We start from the raw sequence: 25780 nt of genomic DNA, 5'->3' as shown, positions 1-25780 counted from the left end.
CGGGGCGGTCCGAGCCATGAGGGGGGAGGCTCGGACCGCCATTTTCATGTCTGTGCCGCTCAGCGGCTGACGTACCCGGGCGTACGCCCGGCTCCTGTGCGCACCTCTCTGTGCGCCCCCAGGACGGCCCGCGCGGAGGGGCCGTGCGCCCCCGGCCCATCGAACCGCCTGCCTTGCGCCCCCCTCGGGTCCGCGCTCCGCCGGCTCGGTGTGGCCCTAACGCGCTGCTTCGTCCAGCGCCCGCAGTACATCCGCCACGAGGTCGTCCTCGTCCTCGGCGCCTGCCGAGAGCCGGATGAACCCCTCCGGCACCGCATCCCCGCCCCAGCGCCCGCGCCGCTCCGCGGACGAGCGCACTCCGCCGAAGCTCGTCGCGTCGTCGACCAGCCGCAGCGCGTCCAGGAAGCGTTCCGCGTGCTCGCGATCGGGCAGGACGAAGGAGACCACGCTGCCGAACCGCCGCATCTGCTGCGAGGCGACCTTGTGCGAGGGGTCCGTCGGCAGCCCCGGATACCGCAGCCCTGTCACGTCCGCGCGCCCGCCGAGCGCCTCCGCGAGCGCCAGCGCGTTCGCGCACTGCCGCTCGGACCGCAGCTGGAGCGTGGCCAGCGAGCGGTGTGCGAGCCAGGCCTCCATGGGGCCGGGGATCGCGCCGACGACCTTGCGCCAGCGCCGCACCCCCGCGGCCCGCTCGGCGTCGCGGCAGGTGACATGCCCCAGGAGGATGTCGCCGTGGCCGGTCATCCCCTTGGTGTCGCTGGCCACCGAGAAGTCGGCACCCAGATCCAGCGGCCGCTGCCCCAGGGGTGTCGCGAGCGTGTTGTCGACGGCGACGAGAGCGCCGGCGTCGTGCGCCGCCCGCACCAGCCGCCGGATGTCGCAGACGTCGAGCCCCGGGTTGGACGGGCTCTCGATCCACAGCAGCCGCGCGCCCGCGAGGACGGCGAGCTGGGCGTCACCGCCGGTCGGCGCGGTCCGCACCTCGATGCCGTACGCCTCCAGCTGCTCCCGCACCAGCGGGAGTGCCTGGTAGCCGTCGTCCGGCAGCACGACCGCGTCGCCGGCCTTCAGCTGGGAGAAGAGCACGGCGGAGATCGCGGCCATGCCCGAGGCGAAGGTCACGGTCTCGACCGCCTCGCCCGGTGCCTCCAGCTCGCCGATCGCCCGTTCCAGGTGGGTCCAGGTGGGGTTGTCGTCGCGGCCGTAGGTGTACGGCCCGGTCGGCTCGCCCGGCAGATGGAAGTGGGCCGCGAAGACCGGGCCCGGCAGGGTCGGCTCGTACTTCACCGGGTCGGGCAGACCCGCCCGTACCGCCCGCGTGCCTTCTCCCGTGCCACCGCTCATGCCGACCACTCCTCGCCTTGCGTGTGTACCGCGCCGGACCGCCCTCGCCCGTCGCCACCACCATCTTCGGACACGTGCCCGGCCGGCCGTCGCCGCGTCCGCAGGTCGGACCCGTCGGACCCGCCGGGTCGGTCCTTCTCGGATCAGTCGTTCCCGGGTCAGTCCTTGTCGGGCAGGGCGACGTTCAGCGCCCACGACACCACCGAGATGATCAGGCCGCCGAGGACAGCCGTCCAGAAGCCCTCGACATGGAAGTTCAGGTCGAACACATCGGCGAGCCATGAGGTGAGCAGCAGCATCAAGGCGTTCACGATCAGCGTGATCAGGCCGAGCGTGAGGACGAACAACGGCAGTGTCAGCAGCTGCACCACCGGCTTGACCACAAAGTTCACCAGGCCGAACAGCAGGGCGACCAGGATCAGGGTCAGGATCTTCCGGCCGGTACTGTCCCCGGTGAGGGTGATGTCCCCGACCAGCCAGATGGCCACGGCCAGGGCCCCCGCATTGGCGATCGTCTTGACTACGAAATTCATCATGTGTCTGATCGTGGCAGACGTGATCGGGACGACGGCAGGGGCGGACGCACGATGAAGGCATTCCGACTGGACGAGCTGGAGGCGGAGCGTGCCGCGAACGACGGCGCATATCTGCAGTTCCTTCGCGAGCGGAACATGTCGGCCGGTCTCTACGCGCTCGACGCGGGTTCCCTGGACCCACAGCTGCCCCACAACCAGGACGAGATCTACCTGGTCGTCAGCGGACGCGCCGCCATCACGGTGGGCATGGAGACGACCCAGGTCGGCCGCGGCAGTGTCGTCTACGTCCCCGCCGGAGTGGCCCACAAGTTCCACCACATCACCGAGGACCTGCGGGTGATGGTGATCTTCTCTCCGCCCGAGAGCTGACCTCGGACCCGGTGACTCCCTAAGGGTCCGGTCAGGGGAGTTCAAGGGATCGCGGGCCCCCGCACACCCCGTGCGTCCGCCTAGCATCGACGGCAGGAACTCCGAGAAGCGAGGTAAAGGCGATGGCTGTGCGGGAAGTGTTCGCGGGGATGCCGTGGTGGGTGAAATGGGTCGCGGTGCCCGTCATCGCCCTGTTCGTCTTCGGTGGCCTGATCACCAGTGTGATCGGCTTTGTGATCGGGGTGCTCTTCAAGCTCCTGGTCTTTGTCGCGCTCGTCGCGGGACTCATCTTTGTCGTACGGAAGTTCATGACATCGTCGAGTTCTCGCAGCGACTGGTAGCCGCTCGGGGTCAGGGCGTTAACCCGGGCGGGGGAACGCCCGCCGAACCCCCGGTTTCACCGGCGGGCGGCCAATACTGTGGCAGCCCATCCAGCCCGGGGGTGACCTTTGGCCACGGCGACGAACGCCACGACCCCTACGCTCATCGGTTCGGTGCAGCGGGCGTTGAGGCTGCTGGAAGCAGCCGCGTCCCATCGCGAGGGGGCGCCCGCCAAGGTGCTTGCGCGAGAGGCCGCAATTCCCCTGCCGACCGCGTACCACCTGTTGCGGACGCTGACGCACGAGGACTATCTCCGGCGCGAGAAAGGGGTGTTCGTCCTCGGCGAAGCGGTCGGCCGGCTCGCCCTCGGCGAGTCTGTGCAGAATCGTCGCAGCAGGCTCGAGGACGCACTCCAGCACTGGCGGGACGCGATCGGCGTACCGGTCTACTTCGCGCTCTACCGCGAGGGCGAGATCGAACTCGTCGCCATCTCCGACACCCCCTACGCACCCGCCGTCGCGGAGTGGGCGGACTTCCGTGAGACGGGCCATGCGCACGCGATCGGGCAGTGTCTGCTGGGCCAGCTGGACGAGAACGCCCGCCGTGACCATCTCGACCGGCATCCGGTCCAGCCGGTGACCCCCTACTCCGTGTCCGACCGCCGCACGCTGCTGGATCGGCTCGCCACCACGGGCCGGATGCAACCGGTCGTGGAGCGCCAGGAGTACGCGCTCGGCACGGTCTGCGCCGCCATCCCGGTCACCGCCGGTTCCTGTGCGGCCACGATGGCCATTTCGCTGCCCCTGCACCAGGAAGAGCGGCTGCTTCCGGCGATTGAGCAACTGCGCAAGGGAATTGGCGGTTTGCTCGGCGCGCTCGCGTTCTCTATCAGTATCTGAAAAATCACTCCTTGTGGACCTCTGGCGCTTACACCACGATTGCGGCAAGAAGGCCAAGGGGATCGTTCTGGCCGTTTCAGCAGGCCTCATTCATTGCGGAGTACATGATGCGCGAGTCGGTCCAGGCCGAGGTCCTGATGAGCTTCCTCGTCTCGGAGGAGCTCTCGTTCCGGATCCCGGTGGGGCTCCGCTACGAGACGGAGGATCCGTATGCCGTACGGATGACCTTCCATCTGCCGGGCGACGCACCCGTGACCTGGGCCTTCGGACGCGAGCTGCTGCTGGACGGGATCAGCGGGCCGAGCGGGGACGGCGATGTGCACATCGCGCCCACCGGCGCGGCGGGTCTTCGTGACCTCGCCATCCGGCTCCAAGTGGGCAGCGACCGCGCCCTGTTCCACGTCGGGGCGGCGCCTGTGGTGGCCTTCCTGGACCGCACCGACAAGCTCGTACCGCTGGGGCAGGAGCACCGGTACGGCGACTTCAGAGAATGCCTGGAGAGGGCGCTCGACGGCATTCTCGCCGAGGAGAACGCCGGCTGAGCTGCCCCCACCGCGTCACTTCTTGCGACGGCGGCCCTTGCCGCCCCGCCCCCGCCCCGGCGCCGCGGTGCGGGCCGGGGTGTCGCTCGCCCCTGCGAGCAGTCCCGGTCGGTCCGCCGAGACCACCAGCGCCGCCAGAATGGTCGTCACCGGTACCGACGCGACCAGACCGATCGATCCGATGAGGGTCCGTACGATCTCCTCCGCCACCAACTCGCTGTTGGCGACGGTCCCCACGCTGCTCTGCGCGATCGAGAACAGCAGGAGCAGCGGCAGCGCAGCGCCCGCGTAGGCCAGGACAAGGGTGTTGACGACGGATGCGATGTGATCCCGCCCGATACGGATGCCCGCCCGGTACAACCCCTTCGCGCCCATGTCCGGGTCGGCCTGGTGCAGTTCCCACACAGCGGACGTCTGGGTCACCGTCACATCGTCGAGGACGCCGAGCGAGCCGATGATGACGCCGGCCAGCAGCAGACCGCTCATGTCGATGTTCGGGAACAGACCGTGGATCAGGCCGGTGTTGTCGTCGGTGTTGCCGCTCAGGCTCGCCCAACCGATGAACAGCGAACCGAGCAGCCCGATGAGCAGCAGGGAGATCAGCGTGCCCAGGACCGCGACCGAGGTGCGTGCCGTCAGTCCGTGGCACATGTAGAGCGCGATCAGCATGATGGCGCTCGCTCCGACCACGGCGACGATCAGGGGATTGGAGCCCTGAAGGATCGCGGGAAGGATGAACACCGTCAGGACCGCGAACGAGACAACGAGCGCCAGCAGCGCCATCACCCCGCGCATGCGTCCGACCAGCACCACCACCAGGGCGAAGATCCCGGCCAGCACCGCCATCGGGAATCCCCGGTCCACGTCCGTCACCGAGTACTGGAGATCGCGTGGGGCGTCGGGGGCATACGCCACCACCACGCCCTGGCCCTTCTTCAACTGTCGCGGAGCATCAGGCTGGACGATCTCGACGAAGGTGCGGCCCTTGTTCTTTCCCGAGGTGACCTCGACCGTCGCCTTCCCGCAGTCGCCCTGCTGGGAATTGGCCGCCTCACGCCCCTCGGGTGTGGTGGGGTCCGCGGTCGGCGGTACCTGTCCGGCGTTCACGTCCTTGCAGTCGACCTTCTCGACCGAGACCACCTTGCCCGACTCGGTCTGACGGTCGAAGCCCACTCCGGTGCGCTCGTGGCCGGGCGTGCCACCCGGCCAGAGCACGAGAAGCCCCACGACCACCGCGGCCGCGAAGGGGATCAGCACGGCCGCGATGACCTTGCGGAGGTGCCGGGAGACGGGTGCGGCGGGGCCATGGGAGTGCGAGTGGCCGTGCGGCTCGGGCGTCTGATGCGGGTCGGGCGGCGATGAGGTCACCGACAGATCATCGCAAGAACGGATGGGGGCCTCTGTTCAGCGCGCCAGACATGACGCTAGCGTGGAGGCACCTTTGCACACGCGGGAGCTCGGAGCACCGGGCTGAGAGGGCGCTGACCTTCGTCCCAGTGGTGTTTCACGTGAAACACCGTCGGACGGAAGCCGCTGCGTCGACCGCCGAACCTGTTACCGGGTAATGCCGGCGTAGGGAGTAGGTCTCATGACCGTTCAGGATGCACGCACGCCTGCCGCCGACCAGGCGGAACGCACGCCGGGCTGGCACAAGGGATACGTCGAGGGCTCGCGCCCCGACCTCCGGGTGCCCGTCCGCCAGGTGCACCTCACCAATGGCACGGACGTCACGCTGTACGACACGTCCGGGCCGTACACCGACCCCACCGTCGAGACCGATGTCCGCCGCGGCCTGGCGCCGCTGCGGGAGAACTGGATCATCGGCCGCGGTGACACCGAGGAGTACGCGGGCCGTCCCATCCGCCCCGAGGACGACGGGATCAAGCACACCTCGCCGCGTGGCGGGCTGCGGAATCTCGACGCGGTCTTCCCCGGCCGCCCACGCCAGCCCCGCCGGGGCCGGGACGGGCAGGCGGTGACGCAACTCGCGTACGCGCGCCGGGGCGAGATCACCCCGGAGATGGAGTACGTCGCCATCCGCGAGAACGTGCCCGCCGAGGTCGTGCGCGAGGAGATCGCGGCCGGCCGTGCGGTTCTGCCGGCCAACGTCAACCACCCGGAGATCGAGCCGATGATCATCGGCAAGCGGTTCCTGGTGAAGGTCAATGCCAACATCGGCAACTCCGCGGTCACTTCCTCCATCGAGGAAGAGGTCGACAAGATGACCTGGGCCACCAAGTGGGGCGCGGACACGGTCATGGACCTCTCGACCGGCCGCAACATCCACACCACCCGTGAATGGGTGCTGCGCAATTCCCCTGTCCCGATCGGCACCGTGCCGCTCTACCAGGCTCTCGAGAAGGTGGACGGCAGGGCCGAGGAGCTGAGCTGGGAGATCTACAAGGACACGGTCATCGAACAGGCCGAGCAGGGCGTGGACTACATGACGGTCCACGCGGGCGTGCTGCTGCGGTACGTCCCGCTCACCGCCCGCCGCAAGACGGGCATCGTCTCGCGCGGCGGCTCGATCATGGCCGCCTGGTGCCTGGCGCACCACAAGGAGTCGTTCCTCTACGAGAACTTCGAGGAACTGTGCGAGATCCTCGCCGCGTACGACGTGACGTACTCCCTCGGTGACGGGCTGCGGCCCGGCTCGATCGCCGACGCCAACGACGAGGCTCAGTTCGCGGAGCTGCGCACCCTCGGAGAGCTCAACACGATCGCCAAGCGCTTCAACGTGCAGACGATGATCGAAGGACCCGGTCACGTCCCGATGCACAAGATCAAGGAGAACATCGACCTCCAGCAGGAGATCTGCGAAGAGGCGCCGTTCTACACGCTCGGCCCGCTCACGACGGACGTCGCTCCCGCGTACGACCACATCACCTCCGGGATCGGAGCGGCGATGATCGCCTGGTGGGGCACGGCGATGCTCTGCTACGTCACGCCCAAGGAGCACCTGGGCCTGCCGAACCGCGACGATGTGAAGACCGGCGTCATCACCTACAAGATCGCCGCCCATGCCGCAGACCTCGCCAAGGGGCACCCGGGCGCGCAGGAGTGGGACGACGCACTGTCGGACGCCCGCTTCGAGTTCCGGTGGGAGGACCAGTTCAACCTGGCTCTCGACCCGGACACCGCACGGGAGTTCCACGACGAGACGCTCCCCGCCGAGCCGGCGAAGACCGCGCACTTCTGCTCCATGTGCGGGCCCAAGTTCTGCAGCATGAAGATCTCGCAGGACATCCGGCGCCGGCACGGCGACTCGCAGCAGGAGATCGAGGACGGCATGGCGGAGAAGTCCAAGGAGTTCGCCGCCGCCGGCAACCGGGTGTACCTGCCGATCGCCGAGTGAGCCCAGTGGCTCTCTGACCCCCGGACCTCTCGTATCCGTCAGGTCGTACGTCCGAGATGTCCGAGGCGCGCTCCTGTGTATCCGGGAGGCGCGCCTCGGACATCACTCCGGCTGGTGCTCGGGTCCGCCGAAGTCCGGGCTGGTGAAGTCAGGGCTGGTGAACGTGGGCCGCTGGCCCGCCGTCGAGCCCTCGCTGGGGCTCGAGTAGTCCGGACCGCTGTAGCCGACCTTGGGGATGCGGCTCACCGGTCGCGGTGGCTTGCTCGACTTCGGGTCGGCGCTGGGGTCCGCCAGCGCCGCCCGCAGGAAGGGCAGCAGGCCCCGTTCGAGCAGGGCGTGCCGCCAGGCATCCTTGGCACGTGCCACCTCGTCGGGCAGTTCACCCGTCACCTCTTCCGCGGGCACCTGCGTCGCGCCGTTGCGCAGCGCGGTGAGCAGCAGGGCCACCGCGGCCACCAGGATCGCGGCCGCCGTGAGAGCCCCGAAGAACCAGCCCGCCGAGACCAGGGTCTGCGCGAACGAGGCTGTCGGGCTGAGTGCTTTGAGGATGTAGCCGACGAGCAGGAATATCAGCGCGGCCGTACCGGCGAGCACCGGAGCGAGCACGGCGATGACGGCCGCGAAACCCGCACCGCTCTCGGCGGCGGCCTCGCCGGTGACCGGCGCCAGCACGGAATTGCGCACGGACGCGGCGGCCTTGGGGGCGCGCATCTCCTCGCGGATCTTTGTGTAGTGCTCGTACTCGGCCGCGGCGGCAGTGGTGATCAGTGCCGTCGCGTTGAGCGCCATCGTGCGCAGCTGCTCGGTGTTCAGTCGCTGCCCCACGGCAGCGAGGTCCGGACGGTCATGGGCGTTGCGCAGCGCGTCGTCGAGGATGCGCTCGTACTCGGCGCGGTCCTCGGTCAGCAGGTGCGGAGCGCTGTTCATGTGCATCCCCCGATGCTCCGTAGGGCCGGATTGACCGGGCGAACCGGGCAGTTGGGCGGAAACGGAGGAGAGCCTGCTACGGATAAGCCGATGGTAGAGCGGTTACGGCACGGGGTGACAGGGGGTTTCAGTAAATCGCCTGTCGTGGCCTGCTCAGTTGGGCAGCGGAAGTTGCACGACAAGCAGCTTTCCGGCCATGGTCACGCCGCCGTCCATGGCGATCGCGAGCCCGTCGGCGTACACATGGGGGCCTTCGACGACCGGACGGGCGCCGTCCTCGCCGTCCTCGGTGCCCACTTCGCCGAGCAGATACGGAATGGGGCTGTGGCCGTGCACGACGCGGGTGCCCCCGTAGGTGCCCAGGAGTTCACGGACGGCCTCGGGGCCGCCGTCGTCGCGGAAGGCGAAGCGCTTGGTGAACTTGCGGAACACGTCCCAGCACTCGTCGGCGTCATTACGGGTGATGATCGCGTGAACGGTGTCGTTGACGTCCTCGATCGTGGAGCCGTAGTCGAGGTACGCCGTCGTGTCGGAGTGCAGGAGAAGGTGCCCGTCCTCCTCCACGACCGCGTCGAGGCGGGCCATCCACTGGAGATGGACGTCCTGGAGCCGGTCCATGTCGGACTTCTGGCCGCCGTTGAGCAGCCAGGCCGCCTGGAAGGTGGCGGTGCCCGCACCGGAGTTGACGGGGGTGTCGCCGAACCGCTTGGCGCCGAGGAGCAGCAGTTCGTGGTTGCCCATCAGGGCCTTGCAGTAGCCGCCGGCGGCCGCGGCCTCCGCGGACAGCCGCATGACCAGGTCGATGACGCCGATGCCGTCGGGGCCGCGGTCGGTGAAGTCGCCGAGGAACCACAGACGGGCGTTGCCCGCGGACCAGTTGCCCTCGGTGTCGATGAGGCCCTGGGCGGTGAGGGCGGCGACGAGTTCGTCGAGATAGCCGTGGACGTCGCCGACGACGTAGAGCGGACCGAGGCCGTCCTCGGCCGCGGCGGCTTCTTCCGGATCGACGTGCACCTGCACGGTGTCGCCCGGGCCGCCTGCCCTGATCACCGGGAGATCGCGCGCGGTGGGGGTGTACCCGTCCGGCATCTCGTCCTCGGGCACCGCGTTGCCGGGGTGCGAGGACTCCGTGGCGGACTGCGGGGGCCGCTGTTCCTCGTGGGCGCGGCTCATGGGCGCCTGCCCCTGGGCCGGCACATAGGGGTGCTGAGCGGGTGTGCCCGAAGGCGCCTCGTCGAGCATCTCCGGAGGCTGCCCCTGCCCATGGGGCGACTGTGACTGCACGGGCACCTGCGCATAGGGCGGGACACGGAAATCACGCAAAGTCTCCGTACGCACCACGGGTCCCTGACCGGCCCCCTGAGTCATCGACCCCTCCACCACCGTCGCGCCGCCGTTCACCTCTCGGCCCAGCCTGGTCGGGGTGGTCCGCGGTGTCGTGCGCCCATCATAGGAATGAGGTCCGCGCTCTGTGACGCACCAGGGGTGGTGAATCCGTCCGCACCCCTGGCACGCCGACCGTTTCGTCCCCATTCGGAAGGTCTAGTCCGGTGAGGGGGAACGCGGTGCGCTCACCGTCGTCCGCGGATTACGTCGCTGCGAGGACGTCCGGACGATCAGTTCGGTCGGTATCACCTGCTCGATCGGCCGGTCCTCGTCGATTCCCTCGATCGCGTCGATGAGGAGCTGGACGACCGCCGTGCCGATCCTGCGCGGCTTCAGCGACAGGGTGGTGATGGGCGGCTCGGTCGTGGCGTACACCGTCGACTCGCTGCAGCAGACCAGCAGGAGATCCTCGGGGACGCGCAGTCCGTACCGCCGGGCGGCGGCGAGCAGATCGGTGCCGTTGGGGTCGAAGAGACCGTAGACGGCGTCGGGCCGGTCCGGCCGCGCGAGCAGCCGGTCGGCTGCGACGGCGCCGGCGCACGGGTCGTGCGCAGGGTAGGACTCGTAGACCGGGTCCTGGCCGACCCGCTCGCACCAGCTGAGATACGCGGTCGTGGACAGGCGCGTGTAGGTGTCCGTGGTGGTGCCGGTGAGCAGCCCGATACGGCGGGCGCCGGCGTCGGCGAGGTGGTCGAGCAGATCGAGTACGGCGGCTTCGTGGTCGTTGTCGACCCAGGCGGTGACCGGGAGGGTGCCCGCCGGGCGGCCGTCGGAGACCACGGGCAGGCCCTGGCGGACGAGCTCGGTCACGACCGGGTCGTGGTCGGAGGGGTCGATGACCACCGTGCCGTCCAGGGCGACGTTCGACCACACGTCGTGGCGGGACGTCGCCGGAAGGATCACGAGGGCATAGCCGCGAGCGAGTGCCGCGGAGGTCGCGGCTCTGGCCATCTCGGCGAAGTACGCGAACTCCGTGAAGGTGAAAGGTTCATCCCCGTACGTCGTGACGGTCAGGCCGATGAGGCCCGATTTCCCGGTGCGGAGCGTGCGCGCCGCCGCGGAGGGGCGGTAGCCCAGCCGGTCTGCGACCTCGCGGACGTGCCGGCGGGTGGCGTCCGGGAGCCGGCCCTTGCCGTTGAGCGCGTCGGAGACAGTCGTGATGGAGACACCGGCTGCGGCGGCAACGTCTCGAATGCCCGCACGACCTTGCCGGCTGCTCCGGCGGGATGTGTCCGTCCGGCTCACCTGGTGCTTCCCTGCTGCTGTCATGGCGAGCCGATAGTAGGGCTCGGGCGGGCGGTTGAGCCGGTCGCATATGCCTGCGTTGACAGGCACGTTTCTGCAAGATCATAAACCACCAACTCCCTTGGAAACCAAGGCAGTTGATGGGTCCGGCGACAGCGTCTCGGGCGTCCGGCGGCATCGGCCTGCCGAATGGCTCATGTTTCGAAGAGGTCTCAACTCACCACTACGGGTGATGCGCGCTACGGAGTGAGCCACAGGCGCACGCCAGGAAAGTGCGCGCTCCCCCCTTTTTCCGGCGGCCATTCGCACCGGCCGGGAATCCTCATAAGGTGAGGAGTATTGGTTCCGATGTGAACGGACTCCTCGAGGAGGACCTGCGGTGAGCGAGACGAGCCCCAAGCTGCGCGCCGAGCTGGACGGCATCCCCACGTACAAGCCGGGCAGGCCCGCGGCGGCCGGCGGCCCTGTCGCGTACAAGCTGTCGTCCAACGAGAACCCGTATCCGCCCCTTCCGGGGGTGATGGAGCGCGTGACGGGCGCGGCCCACAGCTTCAACCGATACCCGGACATGGCCTGCACCGGCTTGATGAACGAGCTCTCGGACCGTTTCGGGGTGCCCCTGTCGCATCTGGCGACCGGCACGGGTTCGGTGGGCGTCGCCCAGTCCCTGCTGCAGTCCACCTCCGGCCCCGGCGACGAGGTCATCTACGCCTGGCGGTCCTTCGAGGCGTACCCGATCATCACCCGGATCAGCGGGGCGACGCCGGTGGAGGTGCCGCTGACCAGTGGTGAGGTGCACGACCTGGACGCGATGGCCGGCGCGGTCACCGACCGGACGCGGCTGATCTTCGTTTGCAACCCCAACAACCCGACCGGCACGGTGGTCCGCCGGGCCGAGCTCGAGCGGTTCCTCGACCGGGTGCCGTCGGACGTCCTGGTGGTGCTGGACGAGGCGTACCGCGAGTTCATCCGCGACCCCGAGGTGCACGACGGCATCGACATCTACCGTGAGCGCCCCAATGTGGCGGTGCTGCGGACCTTCTCCAAGGCTTACGGGCTGGCCGGGCTGCGGGTCGGCTTCGCGGTTGCCCAGGAGCCGGTGGCCGCGGCGCTGCGCAAGACGGCGGTGCCCTTCGGTGTGACGCAGTTGGCACAGGACGCGGCCGTCGCCTCGCTGCAGGCCGAGGACGAGCTGCTCGGCCGCGTCGGCTCGCTCGTGAGCGAGCGGCTGCGGGTGTACGAGAGCCTGGTCAAGCAGGGCTGGACCGTCCCCGAGACCCAGGCGAACTTCGTCTGGCTGAGGCTCGGCGAGCGGACGGTCGACTTCGCGGCGGCGTGCGAGAAGGCCGGTGTCGTGGTGCGGCCCTTCCCGGGCGAGGGTGTGCGGGTCACGATCGGGGAGTCCGAGGCCAACGACATCTTCCTGCACACCGCGGAGGCGTTCCGCGCGCAGTTGTAGCGCCTGCGCCCTGATCGGCGCTGCTTCGGAACGGCAGAACCCCCATGAGCCCGGTGCTCATGGGGGTTCTTTCCGCCAGGGGTACCCCCCGGTCGACTGTGCGAACGGTGCATGCGCCATAATGCTTGTGAATGTGAACGCGTTCACAAGCTAGTCCCGTTCCTCCCGTGATCGGCGGGATTAACGGGACAAACGGCCGCTCGACCCTGCCGATGCTGTAAGGAGATGACGACGTGGAGCTTGCTCTGGCGCCGGAAACGCTGGCGCGCTGGCAGTTCGGCATCACCACCGTCTACCACTTCCTCTTCGTCCCCCTCACGATCTCGCTGGCCGCGCTCACCGCGGGCCTGGAGACCGCCTGGGTCCGGACGCAGAAGGAGAAGTACCTCAGGGCCACGAAGTTCTGGGGCAAGCTGTTCCTGATCAACATCGCCATGGGTGTCGTGACGGGCATCGTCCAGGAGTTCCAGTTCGGTATGAACTGGTCCGACTACTCGCGCTTCGTCGGCGATGTCTTCGGTGCGCCCCTGGCCTTCGAGGCGCTGATCGCGTTCTTCTTCGAGTCCACCTTCATCGGTCTGTGGATCTTCGGCTGGGACAAGCTGCCGAAGAAGATCCACCTGGCCTGCATCTGGATGGTCTCGATCGGCACCATCCTCTCCGCCTACTTCATCCTGGCCGCCAACTCCTGGATGCAGCACCCCGTCGGCTACCGCATCAACAAGGAGCGCGGACGGGCCGAGCTCACCGACTTCTGGCTGGTGCTGACCCAGAACACCGCGCTCACCCAGTTCTTCCACACCATCACGGCGGCCTTCCTCGTCGGCGGCGCGTTCATGGCCGGCATCGCGGCGTTCCATCTGGCACGCAAGAAGCACATCCCGGTGATGCGGACCTCGCTGCGGCTCGGACTGATCACGATCATGATCTCCGGACTGCTCACCGCCGTCAGCGGCGATCTGCTCGGCAAGGTCATGTACAAGCAGCAGCCGATGAAGATGGCCGCCGCCGAGGCCCTGTGGGAGGGCGAGGCGCCGGCGCCCTTCTCGGTCTTCGCCTATGGCGACGTGGAGAAGGGGCACAACAAGGTCGCCATCGAGATTCCGGGACTGCTGTCCTTCCTGGCCAACGACGACTTCACCTCGTACGTCCCCGGCATCAACGACGTCAACAAGGCCGAGCAGGAGAGGTTCGGGCCGGGGGACTACCGGCCCAACATCCCGGTCGCCTACTGGGGCTTCCGCTGGATGATCGGCTTCGGCATGGCGTCCCTGGCCATCGGGACGATCGGCCTCTGGCTCACCAGGAAGAAGTTCCTGCTGTCGCCGGGGCTGCGGACCGGTGAGGACGAGGTGCCCCATCTCGTGCTCTTCAAGAACAAGGCGCTGAACCCCCGGCTCACGAACTGGTACTGGATCGTCGCGCTGTGGACCATGGCCTTCCCGCTGATCGCCAGCTCCTGGGGCTGGATCTTCACCGAGATGGGCCGGCAGCCGTGGGTCGTCTACGGGGTGCTGCGCACACGCGACGCGGTCTCCCCCGGCGTATCGCAGGGCGAGGTGCTCACCTCGATGATCGTGTTCACGACGCTCTACGCGATCCTCGCGGTCATCGAGGTCAGGCTCCTGGTGAAGTACGTCAAGGCAGGACCGCCCGAGCTCACCGAGGCCGACCTCAACCCGCCCACCAGGATCGGCGGCGACGACCAGGACGCCGACCGGCCGATGGCCTTCTCGTACTGAGCCCTGAGGAGCTGCTGAGGCATGGAACTTCACGACGTCTGGTTCGTACTCATCGCCGTCCTGTGGACCGGCTACTTCTTCCTCGAGGGCTTCGACTTCGGAGTCGGCGTCCTGACCAAGCTGCTGGCCAGGAACCGGGCCGAGCGGCGCGTGCTCATCAACACCATCGGGCCGGTCTGGGACGGCAACGAGGTGTGGCTGCTGTCCGCGGGCGGAGCCACCTTCGCGGCCTTCCCCGAGTGGTACGCCACGCTCTTCTCCGGCTTCTATCTGCCGCTGCTGCTCATCCTGGTCTGCCTGATCGTGCGCGGGGTCGCCTTCGAATACCGGCACAAGCGGGATGAGGCGCTCTGGCAGAGCAACTGGGAGCACGCGATCTTCTGGACCTCGCTGCTGCCGGCCCTGCTCTGGGGTGTGGCCTTCGGCAACATCGTGCGCGGGGTGAAGATCGACGGTGACAAGGAGTACGTCGGTACCCTCTTCGACCTGCTCAACCCGTACGCGATCCTCGGCGGGCTGGTGACGCTGACGCTGTTCACCTTCCACGGCGCGGTCTTCACCGCACTCAAGACCGTGGGGGACATCCGGGTCCGGGCTCGGTCCCTGGCTCTCAAGCTCGGCCTGGTCACGGCCGCTCTGGCGCTCGGCTTTCTCGGCTGGACCCAGGTCTCGCGCGGCGACGGCACCAGCCTGGTCGCGATGATCGTCGCGGTGGTGGCGCTGGTCGCCGCCGTCGTGGCGATCGGCCGGGGACGCGAGGGATGGTCGTTCGCGTGGTCCGGGGTGACCATCGTGGCCGCGGTCGCGATGCTCTTCCTGACGTTGTTCCCGAACGTCATGCCGTCCTCGCTCCAGGAGGAATGGAGCCTGACGGTCACCAACGCCTCGTCGAGCCCGTACACCCTGAAGATCATGACCTGGTGCGCGGGCATCGCCACACCGCTGGTGCTGCTCTACCAGGGCTGGACGTACTGGGTGTTCCGCAAGCGCATCGGTACGCAGCACATCGCCGATGCTCACTAGTGGGGGATGTTTCACGTGAAACCGATCGACCCGCGTCTGCTCCGCTACGCCCGAGCCACCCGTCGCTTTCTGATCGCGGTGGTACTCCTCGGCCTGGTCGGGGCGACGCTGGTCGTCGCCCAGGCGATGCTCATCGCCGAGGTCGTGGTGGGTTCCTTCCAGGACGGCATGTCGGCCTCCGGCCTCATGACTCCACTGGCGCTGCTCGCGGCGGTCGCCGCGGGCCGAGGGCTGGTCTCCTGGCTGACCGAACTCGCCGCACACCGGGCGAGCGCGGCCGTGAAGTCGGAACTGAGAGGGCGGCTGCTGGCACGGGCCACTGAACTCGGTCCCGGCTGGCTGAGCGGCCAGCGGTCCGGGTCGCTCGTCGCGCTCGCCACCCGCGGAGTCGACGCGCTCGACGACTACTTCTCCCGCTATCTGCCCCAGCTCGGCCTCGCCGTCGTGGTCCCGGTGGCCGTACTGGCGCGGATCGTGACCGAGGACTGGGTCTCGGCGGCCGTCATCGTCGTGACGCTCCCCCTGATTCCGCTGTTCATGGTGCTGATCGGCTGGGCGACCCAGACGCGGATGGACCGTCAGTGGCGACTGCTGTCCCGGCTGTCGGGACACTTCCTCGATGTCGTGGCCGGTCTGCCGACCCTGAAGGTCTTCGGGCGGGCGAAGGCGCAGGCCGAGTCGATCCGGTCCATCACCGCCGAATACCGTCGGGCCACCCTGCGGACCCTGCGGATCGCCTTCATCTCCTCCTTCGCGCTGGAGCTGCTCTCCACCCTCTCGGTGGCTCTCGTGGCCGTCGGGATCGGTATGCGCCTGGTGCACGGGGACCTGGATCTGTACACCGGACTGGTCATCCTGATCCTGGCGCCCGAGGCTTATCTGCCGATCCGGCAGGTGGGGGCGCAGTACCACGCGGCGGCCGAAGGGCTCTCCGCCGCGGAGGAGATCTTCCGGGTCCTGGAGACCGAGCCACGACGGGCCGGTCACGCGGAGGTGCCCGGCACCCTGCGGATCGAGCTCGACGAGGTGACCGTCCGTCATGCCGGGCGCAGCGAGGCGTCCCTGGACGCGGCATCGCTCGTCGTGGAGAGCGGCGAGACCGTCGCGCTGGTGGGGCCGAGCGGCATCGGCAAGTCGACGTTGCTCGACGTCCTGCTGGGCTTCGTCGAGCCGGCTCAAGGCCGGGTGCGCATCGGTGGGGTGGACCTGCGCGAACTCTCCCCGGAACGCTGGCGCGACAAGATCGCCTGGGTGCCGCAGCGTCCCCATCTCTTCGCGGGAACGATCGCGGAGAACGTACGCCTGGCCAGGCCGGACGCCGATGACGCCGCGGTGACGGCCGCGCTGCGGGAAGCCGGCGCGTACGACTTCGTCAGCGCGCTGCCCGAGGGCGCGGCGACCCTGCTCGGGGAGGACGGCGCAGGACTCTCGGCAGGTCAGCGGCAGCGGCTCGCGCTGGCCCGGGCGTTTCTCGCGGACCGGCCGGTGCTGCTGCTCGACGAACCGACCGCGGCTCTGGACGGGGAGACCGAGGAAGCGATCGTCGACGCGGTACGACGGCTGGCCGAGGGACGCACCGTCGTCCTGGTCGTCCACCGGCCGGCGCTTCTGTCGGTAGCCGACCGCGTGGTCACACTCACCCGCCGCACCGCGGAAGGGGCCGGGTCCGAACAGTCGGCCCTCCCCGGCCGGCCGGCCGCGGCAGTGGAATCGGGTGCCGATCCCTACCGGCTCGCCGACTCCATGAACGGCGAATCCGAAACGGCTGGTGTCCCGCCGCTCGCCCGGGTGCGCAGGGCTGCCGGAAACCTGCGCGGCCGGTTCTGGCTGGCGCTGCTCCTCGGCAGTCTCGCGCTGGGATCCGCCGTCGGGCTCATGGCCGTCTCCGGCTGGCTCATCTCCCGTGCCTCGGAACAGCCACCGGTGCTGTATCTGATGGTGGCCGTCACGGCGACCCGCGCCTTCGGCATCGGCCGCGCCGTCTTCCGGTACGCGGAGCGGCTCGTCTCCCACGACGCCGTGCTGCGGATGCTCGCCGAACTGCGCATCGCCGTCTACCGGCGCCTGGAGCGCATCGCACCGGCGGGACTGCGGGGGAGCCGGCGCGGTGACCTGCTGTCCCGGCTCGTCTCCGACGTGGATGCCCTGCAGGACTACTGGCTCCGCTGGCTGCTGCCGGCCGGTGTCGCCCTCGTCGTCGGCGCGGGCTCGGTCGGCTTCACCGCCTGGCTGCTGCCCGAGGCAGGAGCGGTGCTCGCCGCCGGACTGCTCGTGGCCGGCGTTCTCGTGCCCTTGATCAGCGGCCGGGTCGCACGGCGGGCCGAGCGGCAACTCGCCCCCGCTCGCGGCGAACTGTCCACCCGCGTCGCCGACCTGCTGCGCGGAACCGCCGAACTGACCGTCGCCGGGGCCCTGAAGGGCCGGGTCGAAGGGACGCGCGCCGCCGACCGGCGGCTGACTCTGATCGCCTCACGAGGAGCCGCGGCCACCGCGCTCGGCACCGGGCTGTCCGCGCTGGCCTGCGGACTGACCGTGGTGTGTGCCGCGTTCGCCGGGGTGCAGGCGGTACGGGAGGGACGCCTCGACGGGGTGTCGCTCGCCGTGGTGGTCCTCACTCCGCTCGCCGCCTTCGAGGCCGTGACCGGGCTGCCGCTCGCCGTGCAGTACCGGCAGCGGGTGAAGCGCAGCGCCGAGCGCGTGTACGAGGTGCTGGACGCGCCGGTCCCCGTACGCGAACCGGAACACCCGGCGCCGGCTCCCACGACGGCCTTTCCGCTCGACGTGCGCGGGCTGCGGGCCCGGCACGCCGGTCAGGACCGGGACGCGATCACCGGCCTCGATCTCACGATCACCGCGGGGACGCGGGTCGCCGTCGTCGGAACGTCGGGCTCGGGCAAGACCACCCTCGCGCAGGTCCTGCTCCGATTCCTGGACGCGGAGGCGGGGACGTACACGATCGGTGGTGTGGACGCGGCGGCACTCGACGGCGACACCGTCCGGGAGTTCGTCGGACTGTGCGCGCAGGACGCCCACCTCTTCGACAGCTCCGTACGGGAGAACCTCAGGCTGGCGCGCACCGGCGCGACGGAGGAGGACCTCCGGAAGGCACTCGCCGATGCCCGCCTGCTGGAGTGGGTGGACGGCCTGCCCGACGGGATGGACACCCTCGTCGGCGAGCACGGCGCCCAGCTCTCCGGCGGTCAGCGTCAGCGCCTCGCCCTGGCCCGCGCGCTGCTCGCCGACTTCCCCGTCCTCGTACTGGACGAGCCCGCCGAGCATCTCGACCTGGCGACCGCCGACGCGCTGACGTCGGACCTCCTGGCGGCGACCGAGGACCGCACGCTGCGGGGAGCGGCCACGGTGCTGATCACGCATCGGCTTCGGGGGCTCGACGCCGTGGACGAGGTCGTGGTCCTGGAGGACGGTCGGGTGGTGCAGCGAGGCCCGTACGCCGAGATCGCGGCGCTGGACGGTCCGCTGCGCCGGATGGTGGAGCGGGAGCGGGCGGCGGATCTGCTCGGCACCCGGGTGGCGGCGGCAGGCGTCTGATCCCGGCAGACGGCGACTTTCCCTCACAAACACGGCTAACTACGCTCAAGGTCATGACCGAGCCCGAGCCGCAGGAGTCGAGGGACCCCGCCGAAGCCGCGACACAGGCGACCCGCAGCCTCCAAGGTCTGTCCACCGAGCTCACGGCCCGGGTCCCGCAGCTGCTGGAGGCCATGCGGTCCGTCGGCACCGGACTCGAACTGCACTCCACGCTCGACCGGATCTGCAAGACCGCCGCCGAACTCGCCGACGCCCGCTACGCCGCCATCGGCGTCGTCGACGAGGAGGGCGAGGGCCTCTCCGACTTCGTGACCTACGGCGCCGACGAGGGGGCGGCCCAGCGGATCGGGCATCCGCCGGGCGGCCGGCACGGGCTCCTCGGTGCACTGATCCACGGGCCCGCTCCACTGCGGCTCACCGATCTCACGTCCGATCCGCGCTTCACCGGGCTGCCGCCCGGACATCCGCCCATGCGTTCCTTCCTCGGCGTTCCCATCCGCGTCCAGGGCGAGATCTTCGGCAACCTCTATCTGACGGAGAAGAGGAACGGAGCCGACTTCAACGACGAGGACCTCCACATGGTGCGCGTGCTCGCCACCGAGGCCGGAATCGCCATCGGGAACGCCCGCCTCTACGAAGCGGCACGCCAGCGGGAGCGCTGGATCGACGGTTCGGTCGCCGTGACCACCGCCCTGCTCTCCGGCGGTGACGCCGACGACGCGCTGGCCGTCGTTGCCGAGCAGGCCCGCAAGCTCGCCGAGGCGGCGGCCGGGATCGTGCTGCTGCCGGCCGACGAAGGCGGACTCGAGATCGTCGCCGTGGCCTCCGACCGCCCCGCGACTTCCCTCGGCATCGTCCTACCGCCGGAGAGCCCGGTCGTGGCCCGACTGCTGGCCGGCGAGGCGGTCTTCGTCACGGACGCGGCCACCGATCCGCGCCTGCTCACGCGGATGACAGGGCGCTTCGGCCCCAGCATGCTGCTGCCGCTGCGCAGCGGGGGACGGGTGCTCGGGGCGCTCGCCACCCCCCGGGCGCGCGGGGCCCGGCCGTTCAGCGAGGCGGAGCGGACGCTCGCCGCACAGTTCGCCTCCCAGGCCGCGCTGGCGCTGATGATGGCGGAGGCCCAGCGGGACCGGGAGCGGCTCGCGGTGTACGAGGACCGCGACCGGATCGCCCGCGACCTGCACGATCTGGTGATCCAGCGGCTGTTCGCCACCGGGATGATGCTGGAGAGCGCCCAGCGCCGGTCGGTCGTGCCCGCGGTGCAGGAGGGCGTGGGCAAGGCGGTCGACGAACTGGACGTGACCATCCAGGAGATCCGCACCGCCATCTTCGCGTTGCAGCAGGGCCCCGCCGAGGTGCCGTCCGGGCTGCGCACCCGGGTACTGCGGGAGATCAACATGGCGGCCGTCCCTCTCGGCTTCAGCCCGGGCCACCGCTTCCGCGGCCCGGTGGACTCGGTTGTCGGCGAGTTCACCGCCAAGAACCTGATCGCGGCGCTGCGCGAGGCGCTGTCGAACGCGTTCCGGCACGCGGAGGCGACCCGTATCGATGTCGTCGTCGACGCGACCGTGGCACTCGACGACGGCTCCGACGGCGTTCGGCTGACCGTCGCCGACGACGGGGTGGGCATGTCGGTGGGTGGGCGGCGCAGCGGGCTGCGCAATCTTGCCCGCCGTGCCGAGGCGCTCGGCGGATCGAGCTACAGCGGCCCGGGGATCGGTGAGGACGGCCGCGGGACGACGGTGTTCTGGGAGGCGCCGCTGTAGTCCGGGGTCCAGTCCGGTTGCCACGGCGGCCGAAGGCCACCGGCCTTCTCGTGGCCGGTGGCGCCGTGCTCCTGTCGGCGTGCTTGACCGCCTGTCCGCGCGCGTCCCGCCCAGCGGGCCGGATCCTGGGCCAGGTGGCCGTACGACACCTCGGCGGTACCGGAAATCGCACGCGCGCCGGGTGACGATCCGGACATGTGCCTGAGACCCCGTGACCGGCTGCTGCTCGTCCCGGTGGTGCTGTGTGCCCTTCTCGCGACGACCCCGTCCCCCGCCGCGGGCGCACCGGTGGATCCGATGCCGCTGCCCACCGTCCCGGTTCCCGTGCTCCCGGCTCCCCTGGTGCCGGGCCCTCCGGGCCCGGCCCTCGTGGCGCCCGCCGCCCCGGAGCCGGTGGCCCCGCCCGCCGCCGCGCCGGAACCGGCCGCGCCACCCGTGGACGGCCCGGACATCAGCATCAGCGCGGAAGTGGCCCGGCTGTACGCGGAGACGGCGCGTGCCACCGCGGGGTACGAGAAGGGCAGACGCGCCGCCGAGGCGCAGCGCCTCGCGGCCGGCAGGCTTCAGGACCAGCTCGATCTGCAGCGGGGCGAGATGAGCCTTCTGCGCGACGACTTGGGTGTGGTCGCCCGCGCGCAGTACCGGAGCGGCGGATCGCTCACGTTCACCGCCCGGCTGCTTCTGTCGAAGACCCCCGACGAACTGCTGCGTGGACGGCGTATCGCACGCCAGGCGGAGGAGGCCGTGGGCCGGCTGCTCGACCGTGCCCGCCTCGCCGAGCGGCGGCTGAGTGCGGCCGAAAGGCGGGCCCGGGCCGCCTGGCACGACCTCGACGTCCGCAGGGCCCGGCTGGCCGTGGTCAAGCAGGGCATCACGGCCAAGCTGGAGAGCGCGCAGTGGCAGCTTCAGGGCGAGGCGGACCGGAGCGTGGCCGCCGGCACCTGCGCGGGCGCCGTACCCGTCGACGAGGACACGCCACCGGCGACGGCGTGGGTCCCGCCGGTGGAGGATTACGCGCTGTCCGCCGGTTTCGGGAGCGGAGGGTCGCACTGGGTGAGCGGGCACACGGGTCAGGACTTCGCGGTGGGCATCGGGGCGCCGGTGCGCGCGGTGGGGGCGGGCCGGGTGCTGTCCGTCTCCTGCGGAGGCGCCTTCGGCATCGAGATCATCGTCCAGCACCCGGGCGGCTACTACACGCAGTACGCCCACCTGGCGTCCCTGGCCGTCGACCAGGGACAGCAGGTGGGCACCGGGCAGTGGATCGGTCAGGCGGGCACCACGGGCAATTCGACGGGGCCGCACCTGCACTTCGAGGTGCGGCTCACGCCTTATCTGGGGTCGGGGGTCGATCCCGTGCCGTGGCTGGCGGAGCGGGGCGTCGGGCTGTGACGCCCCTCCGCCGCCTCACGCGGAAGGGATGCGACACGGGATTCGACACCCCTGGATGCCTTCGCCGGGAACGAGTTCAGACACCCTCGGGCGGGAGGTTCTGCAGGATGCGCTCGATGACGACCGCCACGCCGTCCTCGTTGTTGGCGACGGTCCGTCCCGAAGCCGCGGCGATCACGTCCGGATGGGCGTTGCCCATCGCGTACGAGGTCCCCGCCCAGCTGAGCATCTCCACGTCGTTCGGCATGTCCCCGAAGGCCACGACCTGGTCGGAGGAGATCCCGCGCTTGGCGCAGCAGAGCGCCAGGGTGCTGGCCTTGCTCACGCCGAGGCCGCTGATCTCCAGGAGCGCGGACTGGCTGGAACGGGTGAAGGACGCACGATCGCCCGCGGCCGTACGCGCCAGGGTGAGAAACCCGTCGGGCGTCAGATCGGGATGGTGCGCGAGCAGCTTGATCACCGGGGCGGCGGAGCCGGGCTCCTCCTCGTGGAGCAGCTTCTCGGCGGGCGCGACGGTCGCGCCGGGGTCGAGGAAGAACGGCGGGTACTCCGGCTCGTAGTGGATGCCGACGGTCGTCTCGACCGCGAAGGAGGTCCCGGGGGCGGCGTCCCGCAGGGTGCGTACGACGTCGAGGGCGATGTTCCGCTCCAGGGGCCGGACCTCCAGCACCTTCCCGCCCGCGTGCAGATCGACGACGGCAGCGCCGTTGGCGCATATGGCCAGGCCATGACCGTGAACGTGCTCACTGACCACGTCCATCCAGCGGGCCGGGCGGCCGGTGACGAAGAAGACCTCTACCCCGGCCTCCTCGGCGGCCGCGAGGGCGGCGATGGTGCGTTCCGAGACGGACTTGTCGTCGCGCAGCAGCGTGCCGTCCAGGTCGGTGGCGATCAGCCGGGGGACGACGGACGGCGGGAAGGAATCGGTAGCTGAGGTCACCGATCCATTCTCCCGTACGCCCGCGCACGGGCGTGCGACAGGGCGCACATCTGAGTACGTCCGGGCGTGACCGGGGGATTCTCCGGGAGGAGGCGCGGGATTCCGCAGGCGGGGCGAGGTGATTCCGGGCGGGCGGAGGACTGCCGCGGGGCGGGGCGGAACAGTTCCCGGGTCCGGGCGGAGGAGTCCTCGGGGCCACGTACGCTCGAAGGCATGCGTTTGAGCACCGTGATCCTTCCTGTCCGTCCCTGGCACGACGGCGGCCGCGACGAGTGGCTGCGAGCCGAGCAGCTCGGCTTCCACACCGCCTACACCTACGACCACCTGTCGTGGCGCACCTTCCGCGACGGCCCCTGGTACGGCGCGGTCCCGACGCTGACCGCCGCTGCCGCCGCCACCGAGCGGCTGCGCCTCGGCACCCTGGTCACCTCGCCGAACTTCCGGCACCCCGTGACCCTCGCCAAGGAGCTGATCTCCCTCGACGACATCTCCGGCGGGCGGGTCACGCTCGGTATCGGCGCGGGCGGCATGGGCTTCGACGCGACGGCGCTCGGGCAGGAGGCCTGGACCCCGCGGGAGAGGGCCGACCGCTTCGCCGAGTTCGTACCGCTGCTGGACCGGTTGTTGACCGAGGACTCCGTCTCCTACGACGGGACCTTCTACTCGGCGGTCGAGGCCCGCAACATCCCGGGCTGCGTGCAGCGGCCGCGGCTGCCGTTCGCGGTGGCGGCGACCGGCCCGCGCGGGCTGAAGCTCGCGGCACAGCACGGCCAGGCGTGGGTGACCACGGGCGACCCGAAGATCTTCGAGACGGGCACCCCGGCGCAGTCCCGCGAGGCGATCCGCGGGCAGATCGACAAGCTCGGCAAGGCGTGCGCGGACGCGGGCCGGGACGTGGCGGACCTGGACAAGATCCTGCTCACCGGCTTCACACCGGACCGCGGGACGCCGCTGACCTCGCTCGACGCCTTCGTGGACTTCGCGGGCAGGCACTTCGAGCTGGGGTTCACGGAGATCGCGATCCACGCACCGATCCCGGACTCGGACTTCGCCGCGGACCAGGCGGTCTTCGAGCAGATCGCGACCGAGGGGCTCGCACAGCTGCGGCGCTGACACTGGGACGGGCCCCGGGAAGCCGAGGAACCACCCGCTGCGGAAACCGCAGGAACCATCCGCTGCGGAAACCGCAGGAACCATCCGCTGCGGAACCGCAGCACCTACGCGCCGGGGAACCGCAGGAACTCGGTCGGGACGGCTTCGGCCAGCCACACGCCGTTCGCGCTGACGCGAAAGACATGGCCCGCGCGGTGCATCGCCCCGGAGTCCACGGACAGGATGACGGGGCGGCCGCGGCGCGCACCGACGCGCGTCGCCGTCTCGCGGTCCGGCGACAGGTGCACATGGTGGCGGCGCATGGGACGCAGGCCCTCGGCGCGGATCGCGTCCAGATGCGCGGCGACCGTGCCGTGGTAGAGGTACGCGGGAGGTTCGGCCCGGGGCAGATCCAGGTCGACCTCGACCGTGTGGCCCTGGTTGGCGCGGATGCGTGCGCCGTCGATGGTGAAGCGCCGTTTGTCGTTGACGGCGACGACATGGTCCAGTTCGGCGCGGGTGAAGGGGAAGTGGTGCGCGGCCGCGGCGCGCATCAGCTCGTCCACCGGCACCCAGCCGTTCTCGTCGAGGGTGATGCCGATCCGCTCCGGTTGATGGCGCAGATGCTTCGAGAGGTACTTCGACACCTTCACGGTGCGCCGCTCGTCGGGCTCGGCGCCGCCCCGGTCGGGCTCGGAGTCGTGCTCGGCGCCGGACGGCCCCGGCTCGGCGACCGGCCGGCCGCGCCCGGAGAGCCGCTTGTCGGATCGTCCGTCGGATCGTTTGTCGGGTCTTTCGTTCATGCGGTCAGCGTGCCCGGCCGATCACCCTCGCCGCCACCCAGAAAAATCGCTCCGAATGTTTGATCCACAGCCAACTGCGGTTATCCACAGGGGAATTGACGATTCTGTGGACAACGCATGTTCGTTTTAGGTGCTTTGGCCAAGTCCCCCGGTGTCGCCTGTCCTTGATGCCAGAGCGTCCAAGGTCCTTGCCTGAAGCTCTCGTTCGGTCGCCGCGGTGATGAACGCGGCCGCGTTCTCCGCGCCAACCAGAGCCTGTACGGCCTGGATCGTCTCGGCCGGCAGGGCCACGGACCGCGCATCGGACCCCACCGGGAGGGGCCCCTCCGACGTCAGATGGAGTTGCAGGTGCTGCGTGGCGAACGTGCGCATGGCCCGCGCCAGTTCGGCATCCACCGTCTGCTGCGCGAGCGGACGGAGACGTCGCACCAGCGACGCCGCTTCGGCCGCGTCCGCGTCGGTCGGCGGCCGGTGCCCGAGATAGCGGGCGAAGACGTGCTCGGTGGTGAACTCCAGGAAACGCGAGGCGATGTGCTCCACCTGGCCGCGAAGTTCCCTCAGATGCCCGGAGATTGCCCGGAGCGGAACACCGGCCGCATGCAACTCGGCTGCCACGGCCAGTTCCTGAGGACTGGGGACCAGGAACTCGTCGGCCCGCCCCGGCACGGCCTCCAGCACTCCGAGCTCCACCGCCTCGGCGACCGCGGCATCGTCCGGCTGCCCCCCGAACTTGGCGTTCAGCTCGTCCCGGGTGATCCGGGCCGCCTCCTCGTCCGTCCACGGGCCCTGCACCTCGGCGACCAGCCCGAGCACTCCGCCGAGCCCCCGGCCCGCGTCCCAGGCCTCCAGCAACTCCTTGATCGACGCCAGGGTGTAGCCCCGGTCGAGCAGGTCGGCGATCTGCCGCAGCCGCGCCAGATGGGCGGAGCCGTAGACATTGGACCGGCCGCGCCGTTCGGGCTTGGGCAGCAGTCCGCGGTCCTGGTAGGCGCGGATCGTACGGACGGTGGCGCCGCTGCGGTGCGCGAGATCCTCGATCCGGTACTCGGCGACTGACTGCTCGGACACGCCCGCTCCCTCGATGACAGAC

At 70.0% G+C, this 25780-nt stretch carries 21 protein-coding genes; 12 read left to right on the top strand and 9 right to left on the bottom strand.

The window, feature by feature from the left end; all coding sequences use genetic code 11:
- Nucleotides 1-216: 216 nt before the first annotated feature.
- The gene (locus ACQPWZ_RS18000) at nt 217-1344 is read right to left on the bottom strand and encodes a cystathionine gamma-lyase (protein ID WP_433571851.1); all 1128 of its coding nucleotides are present in this window, start codon (nt 1342-1344) and stop codon (nt 217-219) included.
- 158 nt (nt 1345-1502) lie between these two features.
- Nucleotides 1503-1880 carry a phage holin family protein gene (locus ACQPWZ_RS17995; protein WP_356704240.1) on the bottom strand — a complete coding sequence of 126 codons (378 nt, stop codon included), beginning with the start codon at nt 1878-1880 and terminating at the stop codon, nt 1503-1505.
- A gap of 51 nt (nt 1881-1931) precedes the next feature.
- Between ACQPWZ_RS17995 and ACQPWZ_RS17990 the strand changes: the two genes are divergently transcribed.
- The 4 genes from ACQPWZ_RS17990 to ACQPWZ_RS17975 all read left to right on the top strand — a co-directional run bounded on the left by ACQPWZ_RS17990 (nt 1932) and on the right by ACQPWZ_RS17975 (nt 4011).
- Entirely contained in the window at nt 1932-2249 is a 318-nt protein-coding gene (locus ACQPWZ_RS17990) for a cupin domain-containing protein (protein ID WP_313945351.1), read from the top strand.
- Nucleotides 2250-2377: 128 nt separating this feature from the next.
- A complete protein-coding gene (locus tag ACQPWZ_RS17985) occupies nt 2378-2590 on the top strand; it encodes a DUF5326 family protein (protein WP_327686815.1) in 213 nt (70 codons plus the stop codon).
- Between the two features lie 108 nt (nt 2591-2698).
- Nucleotides 2699-3469, top strand: coding sequence for an IclR family transcriptional regulator (locus tag ACQPWZ_RS17980; RefSeq protein ID WP_433571850.1), 771 nt, complete (start codon nt 2699-2701; stop codon nt 3467-3469).
- 107 nt (nt 3470-3576) lie between these two features.
- The gene (locus ACQPWZ_RS17975; protein ID WP_340477916.1) at nt 3577-4011 is read left to right on the top strand and encodes an SsgA family sporulation/cell division regulator; all 435 of its coding nucleotides are present in this window, start codon (nt 3577-3579) and stop codon (nt 4009-4011) included.
- Between the two features lie 15 nt (nt 4012-4026).
- Here the strand turns inward: ACQPWZ_RS17975 and ACQPWZ_RS17970 are convergent, their stop codons facing one another.
- Complete coding sequence (locus ACQPWZ_RS17970; RefSeq protein ID WP_433571849.1) at nt 4027-5379, bottom strand: YibE/F family protein; 1353 nt, start codon at nt 5377-5379, stop codon at nt 4027-4029.
- A gap of 220 nt (nt 5380-5599) precedes the next feature.
- Here ACQPWZ_RS17970 and thiC point away from each other — a divergent pair, with 220 nt between their 5' ends.
- Entirely contained in the window at nt 5600-7366 is a 1767-nt protein-coding gene (gene thiC, locus ACQPWZ_RS17965) for a phosphomethylpyrimidine synthase ThiC (protein WP_340474098.1), read from the top strand.
- A gap of 102 nt (nt 7367-7468) precedes the next feature.
- Here the strand turns inward: thiC and ACQPWZ_RS17960 are convergent, their stop codons facing one another.
- From ACQPWZ_RS17960 to ACQPWZ_RS17950, 3 genes are all read right to left on the bottom strand, one after another.
- Nucleotides 7469-8299 carry a hypothetical protein gene (locus tag ACQPWZ_RS17960; protein ID WP_340474097.1) on the bottom strand — a complete coding sequence of 277 codons (831 nt, stop codon included), beginning with the start codon at nt 8297-8299 and terminating at the stop codon, nt 7469-7471.
- Nucleotides 8300-8446: 147 nt separating this feature from the next.
- A complete protein-coding gene (locus ACQPWZ_RS17955) occupies nt 8447-9661 on the bottom strand; it encodes a metallophosphoesterase (protein WP_356704235.1) in 1215 nt (404 codons plus the stop codon).
- 174 nt (nt 9662-9835) lie between these two features.
- A complete protein-coding gene (locus ACQPWZ_RS17950) occupies nt 9836-10948 on the bottom strand; it encodes a LacI family DNA-binding transcriptional regulator (RefSeq protein WP_356704234.1) in 1113 nt (370 codons plus the stop codon).
- A 355-nt stretch (nt 10949-11303) separates the two neighbouring features.
- Here ACQPWZ_RS17950 and hisC point away from each other — a divergent pair, with 355 nt between their 5' ends.
- From hisC to ACQPWZ_RS17920, 6 genes are all read left to right on the top strand, one after another.
- A complete protein-coding gene (gene hisC / locus ACQPWZ_RS17945; RefSeq protein ID WP_383232438.1) occupies nt 11304-12383 on the top strand; it encodes a histidinol-phosphate transaminase in 1080 nt (359 codons plus the stop codon).
- Nucleotides 12384-12616: 233 nt separating this feature from the next.
- Nucleotides 12617-14125 (top strand): cytochrome ubiquinol oxidase subunit I, encoded by a 1509-nt coding sequence (locus tag ACQPWZ_RS17940; protein WP_356704231.1) that lies wholly within the window; start codon nt 12617-12619, stop codon nt 14123-14125.
- Between the two features lie 21 nt (nt 14126-14146).
- Nucleotides 14147-15148 carry a cytochrome d ubiquinol oxidase subunit II gene (gene cydB, locus ACQPWZ_RS17935; protein ID WP_340474092.1) on the top strand — a complete coding sequence of 334 codons (1002 nt, stop codon included), beginning with the start codon at nt 14147-14149 and terminating at the stop codon, nt 15146-15148.
- 15 nt (nt 15149-15163) lie between these two features.
- Nucleotides 15164-18697: a thiol reductant ABC exporter subunit CydD gene (gene cydD, locus ACQPWZ_RS17930; RefSeq protein WP_433571848.1), complete on the top strand. Its 3534-nt coding sequence runs from the start codon at nt 15164-15166 to the stop codon at nt 18695-18697.
- 53 nt (nt 18698-18750) lie between these two features.
- Nucleotides 18751-20466, top strand: coding sequence for a sensor histidine kinase (locus ACQPWZ_RS17925; RefSeq protein ID WP_433571847.1), 1716 nt, complete (start codon nt 18751-18753; stop codon nt 20464-20466).
- 195 nt (nt 20467-20661) lie between these two features.
- On the top strand, nt 20662-21855 hold the full coding sequence (locus tag ACQPWZ_RS17920; protein ID WP_433571846.1) for a peptidoglycan DD-metalloendopeptidase family protein: 1194 nt from the start codon (nt 20662-20664) through the stop codon (nt 21853-21855).
- A gap of 76 nt (nt 21856-21931) precedes the next feature.
- Here the strand turns inward: ACQPWZ_RS17920 and ACQPWZ_RS17915 are convergent, their stop codons facing one another.
- Nucleotides 21932-22795 (bottom strand): Cof-type HAD-IIB family hydrolase, encoded by an 864-nt coding sequence (locus tag ACQPWZ_RS17915; protein ID WP_356704225.1) that lies wholly within the window; start codon nt 22793-22795, stop codon nt 21932-21934.
- 213 nt (nt 22796-23008) lie between these two features.
- Between ACQPWZ_RS17915 and ACQPWZ_RS17910 the strand changes: the two genes are divergently transcribed.
- Nucleotides 23009-23908: an LLM class flavin-dependent oxidoreductase gene (locus tag ACQPWZ_RS17910; protein ID WP_433571845.1), complete on the top strand. Its 900-nt coding sequence runs from the start codon at nt 23009-23011 to the stop codon at nt 23906-23908.
- 104 nt (nt 23909-24012) lie between these two features.
- On the opposite strand, the gene ACQPWZ_RS17905 is transcribed toward ACQPWZ_RS17910, so the two are convergent.
- Nucleotides 24013-24690 carry an RNA 2'-phosphotransferase gene (locus ACQPWZ_RS17905; protein WP_433571844.1) on the bottom strand — a complete coding sequence of 226 codons (678 nt, stop codon included), beginning with the start codon at nt 24688-24690 and terminating at the stop codon, nt 24013-24015.
- 126 nt (nt 24691-24816) lie between these two features.
- A complete protein-coding gene (locus ACQPWZ_RS17900) occupies nt 24817-25758 on the bottom strand; it encodes a MerR family transcriptional regulator (RefSeq protein ID WP_433571843.1) in 942 nt (313 codons plus the stop codon).
- Nucleotides 25759-25780 lie beyond the last annotated feature (22 nt).

This window comes from Streptomyces sp. CA-251247, from assembly GCF_050952975.1.
Lineage (GTDB): Bacteria > Actinomycetota > Actinomycetes > Streptomycetales > Streptomycetaceae > Streptomyces > Streptomyces achmelvichensis.
Note: the sequence above shows the minus strand (reverse complement) of the source record. Positions and strands in the feature narration are given on the sequence as shown.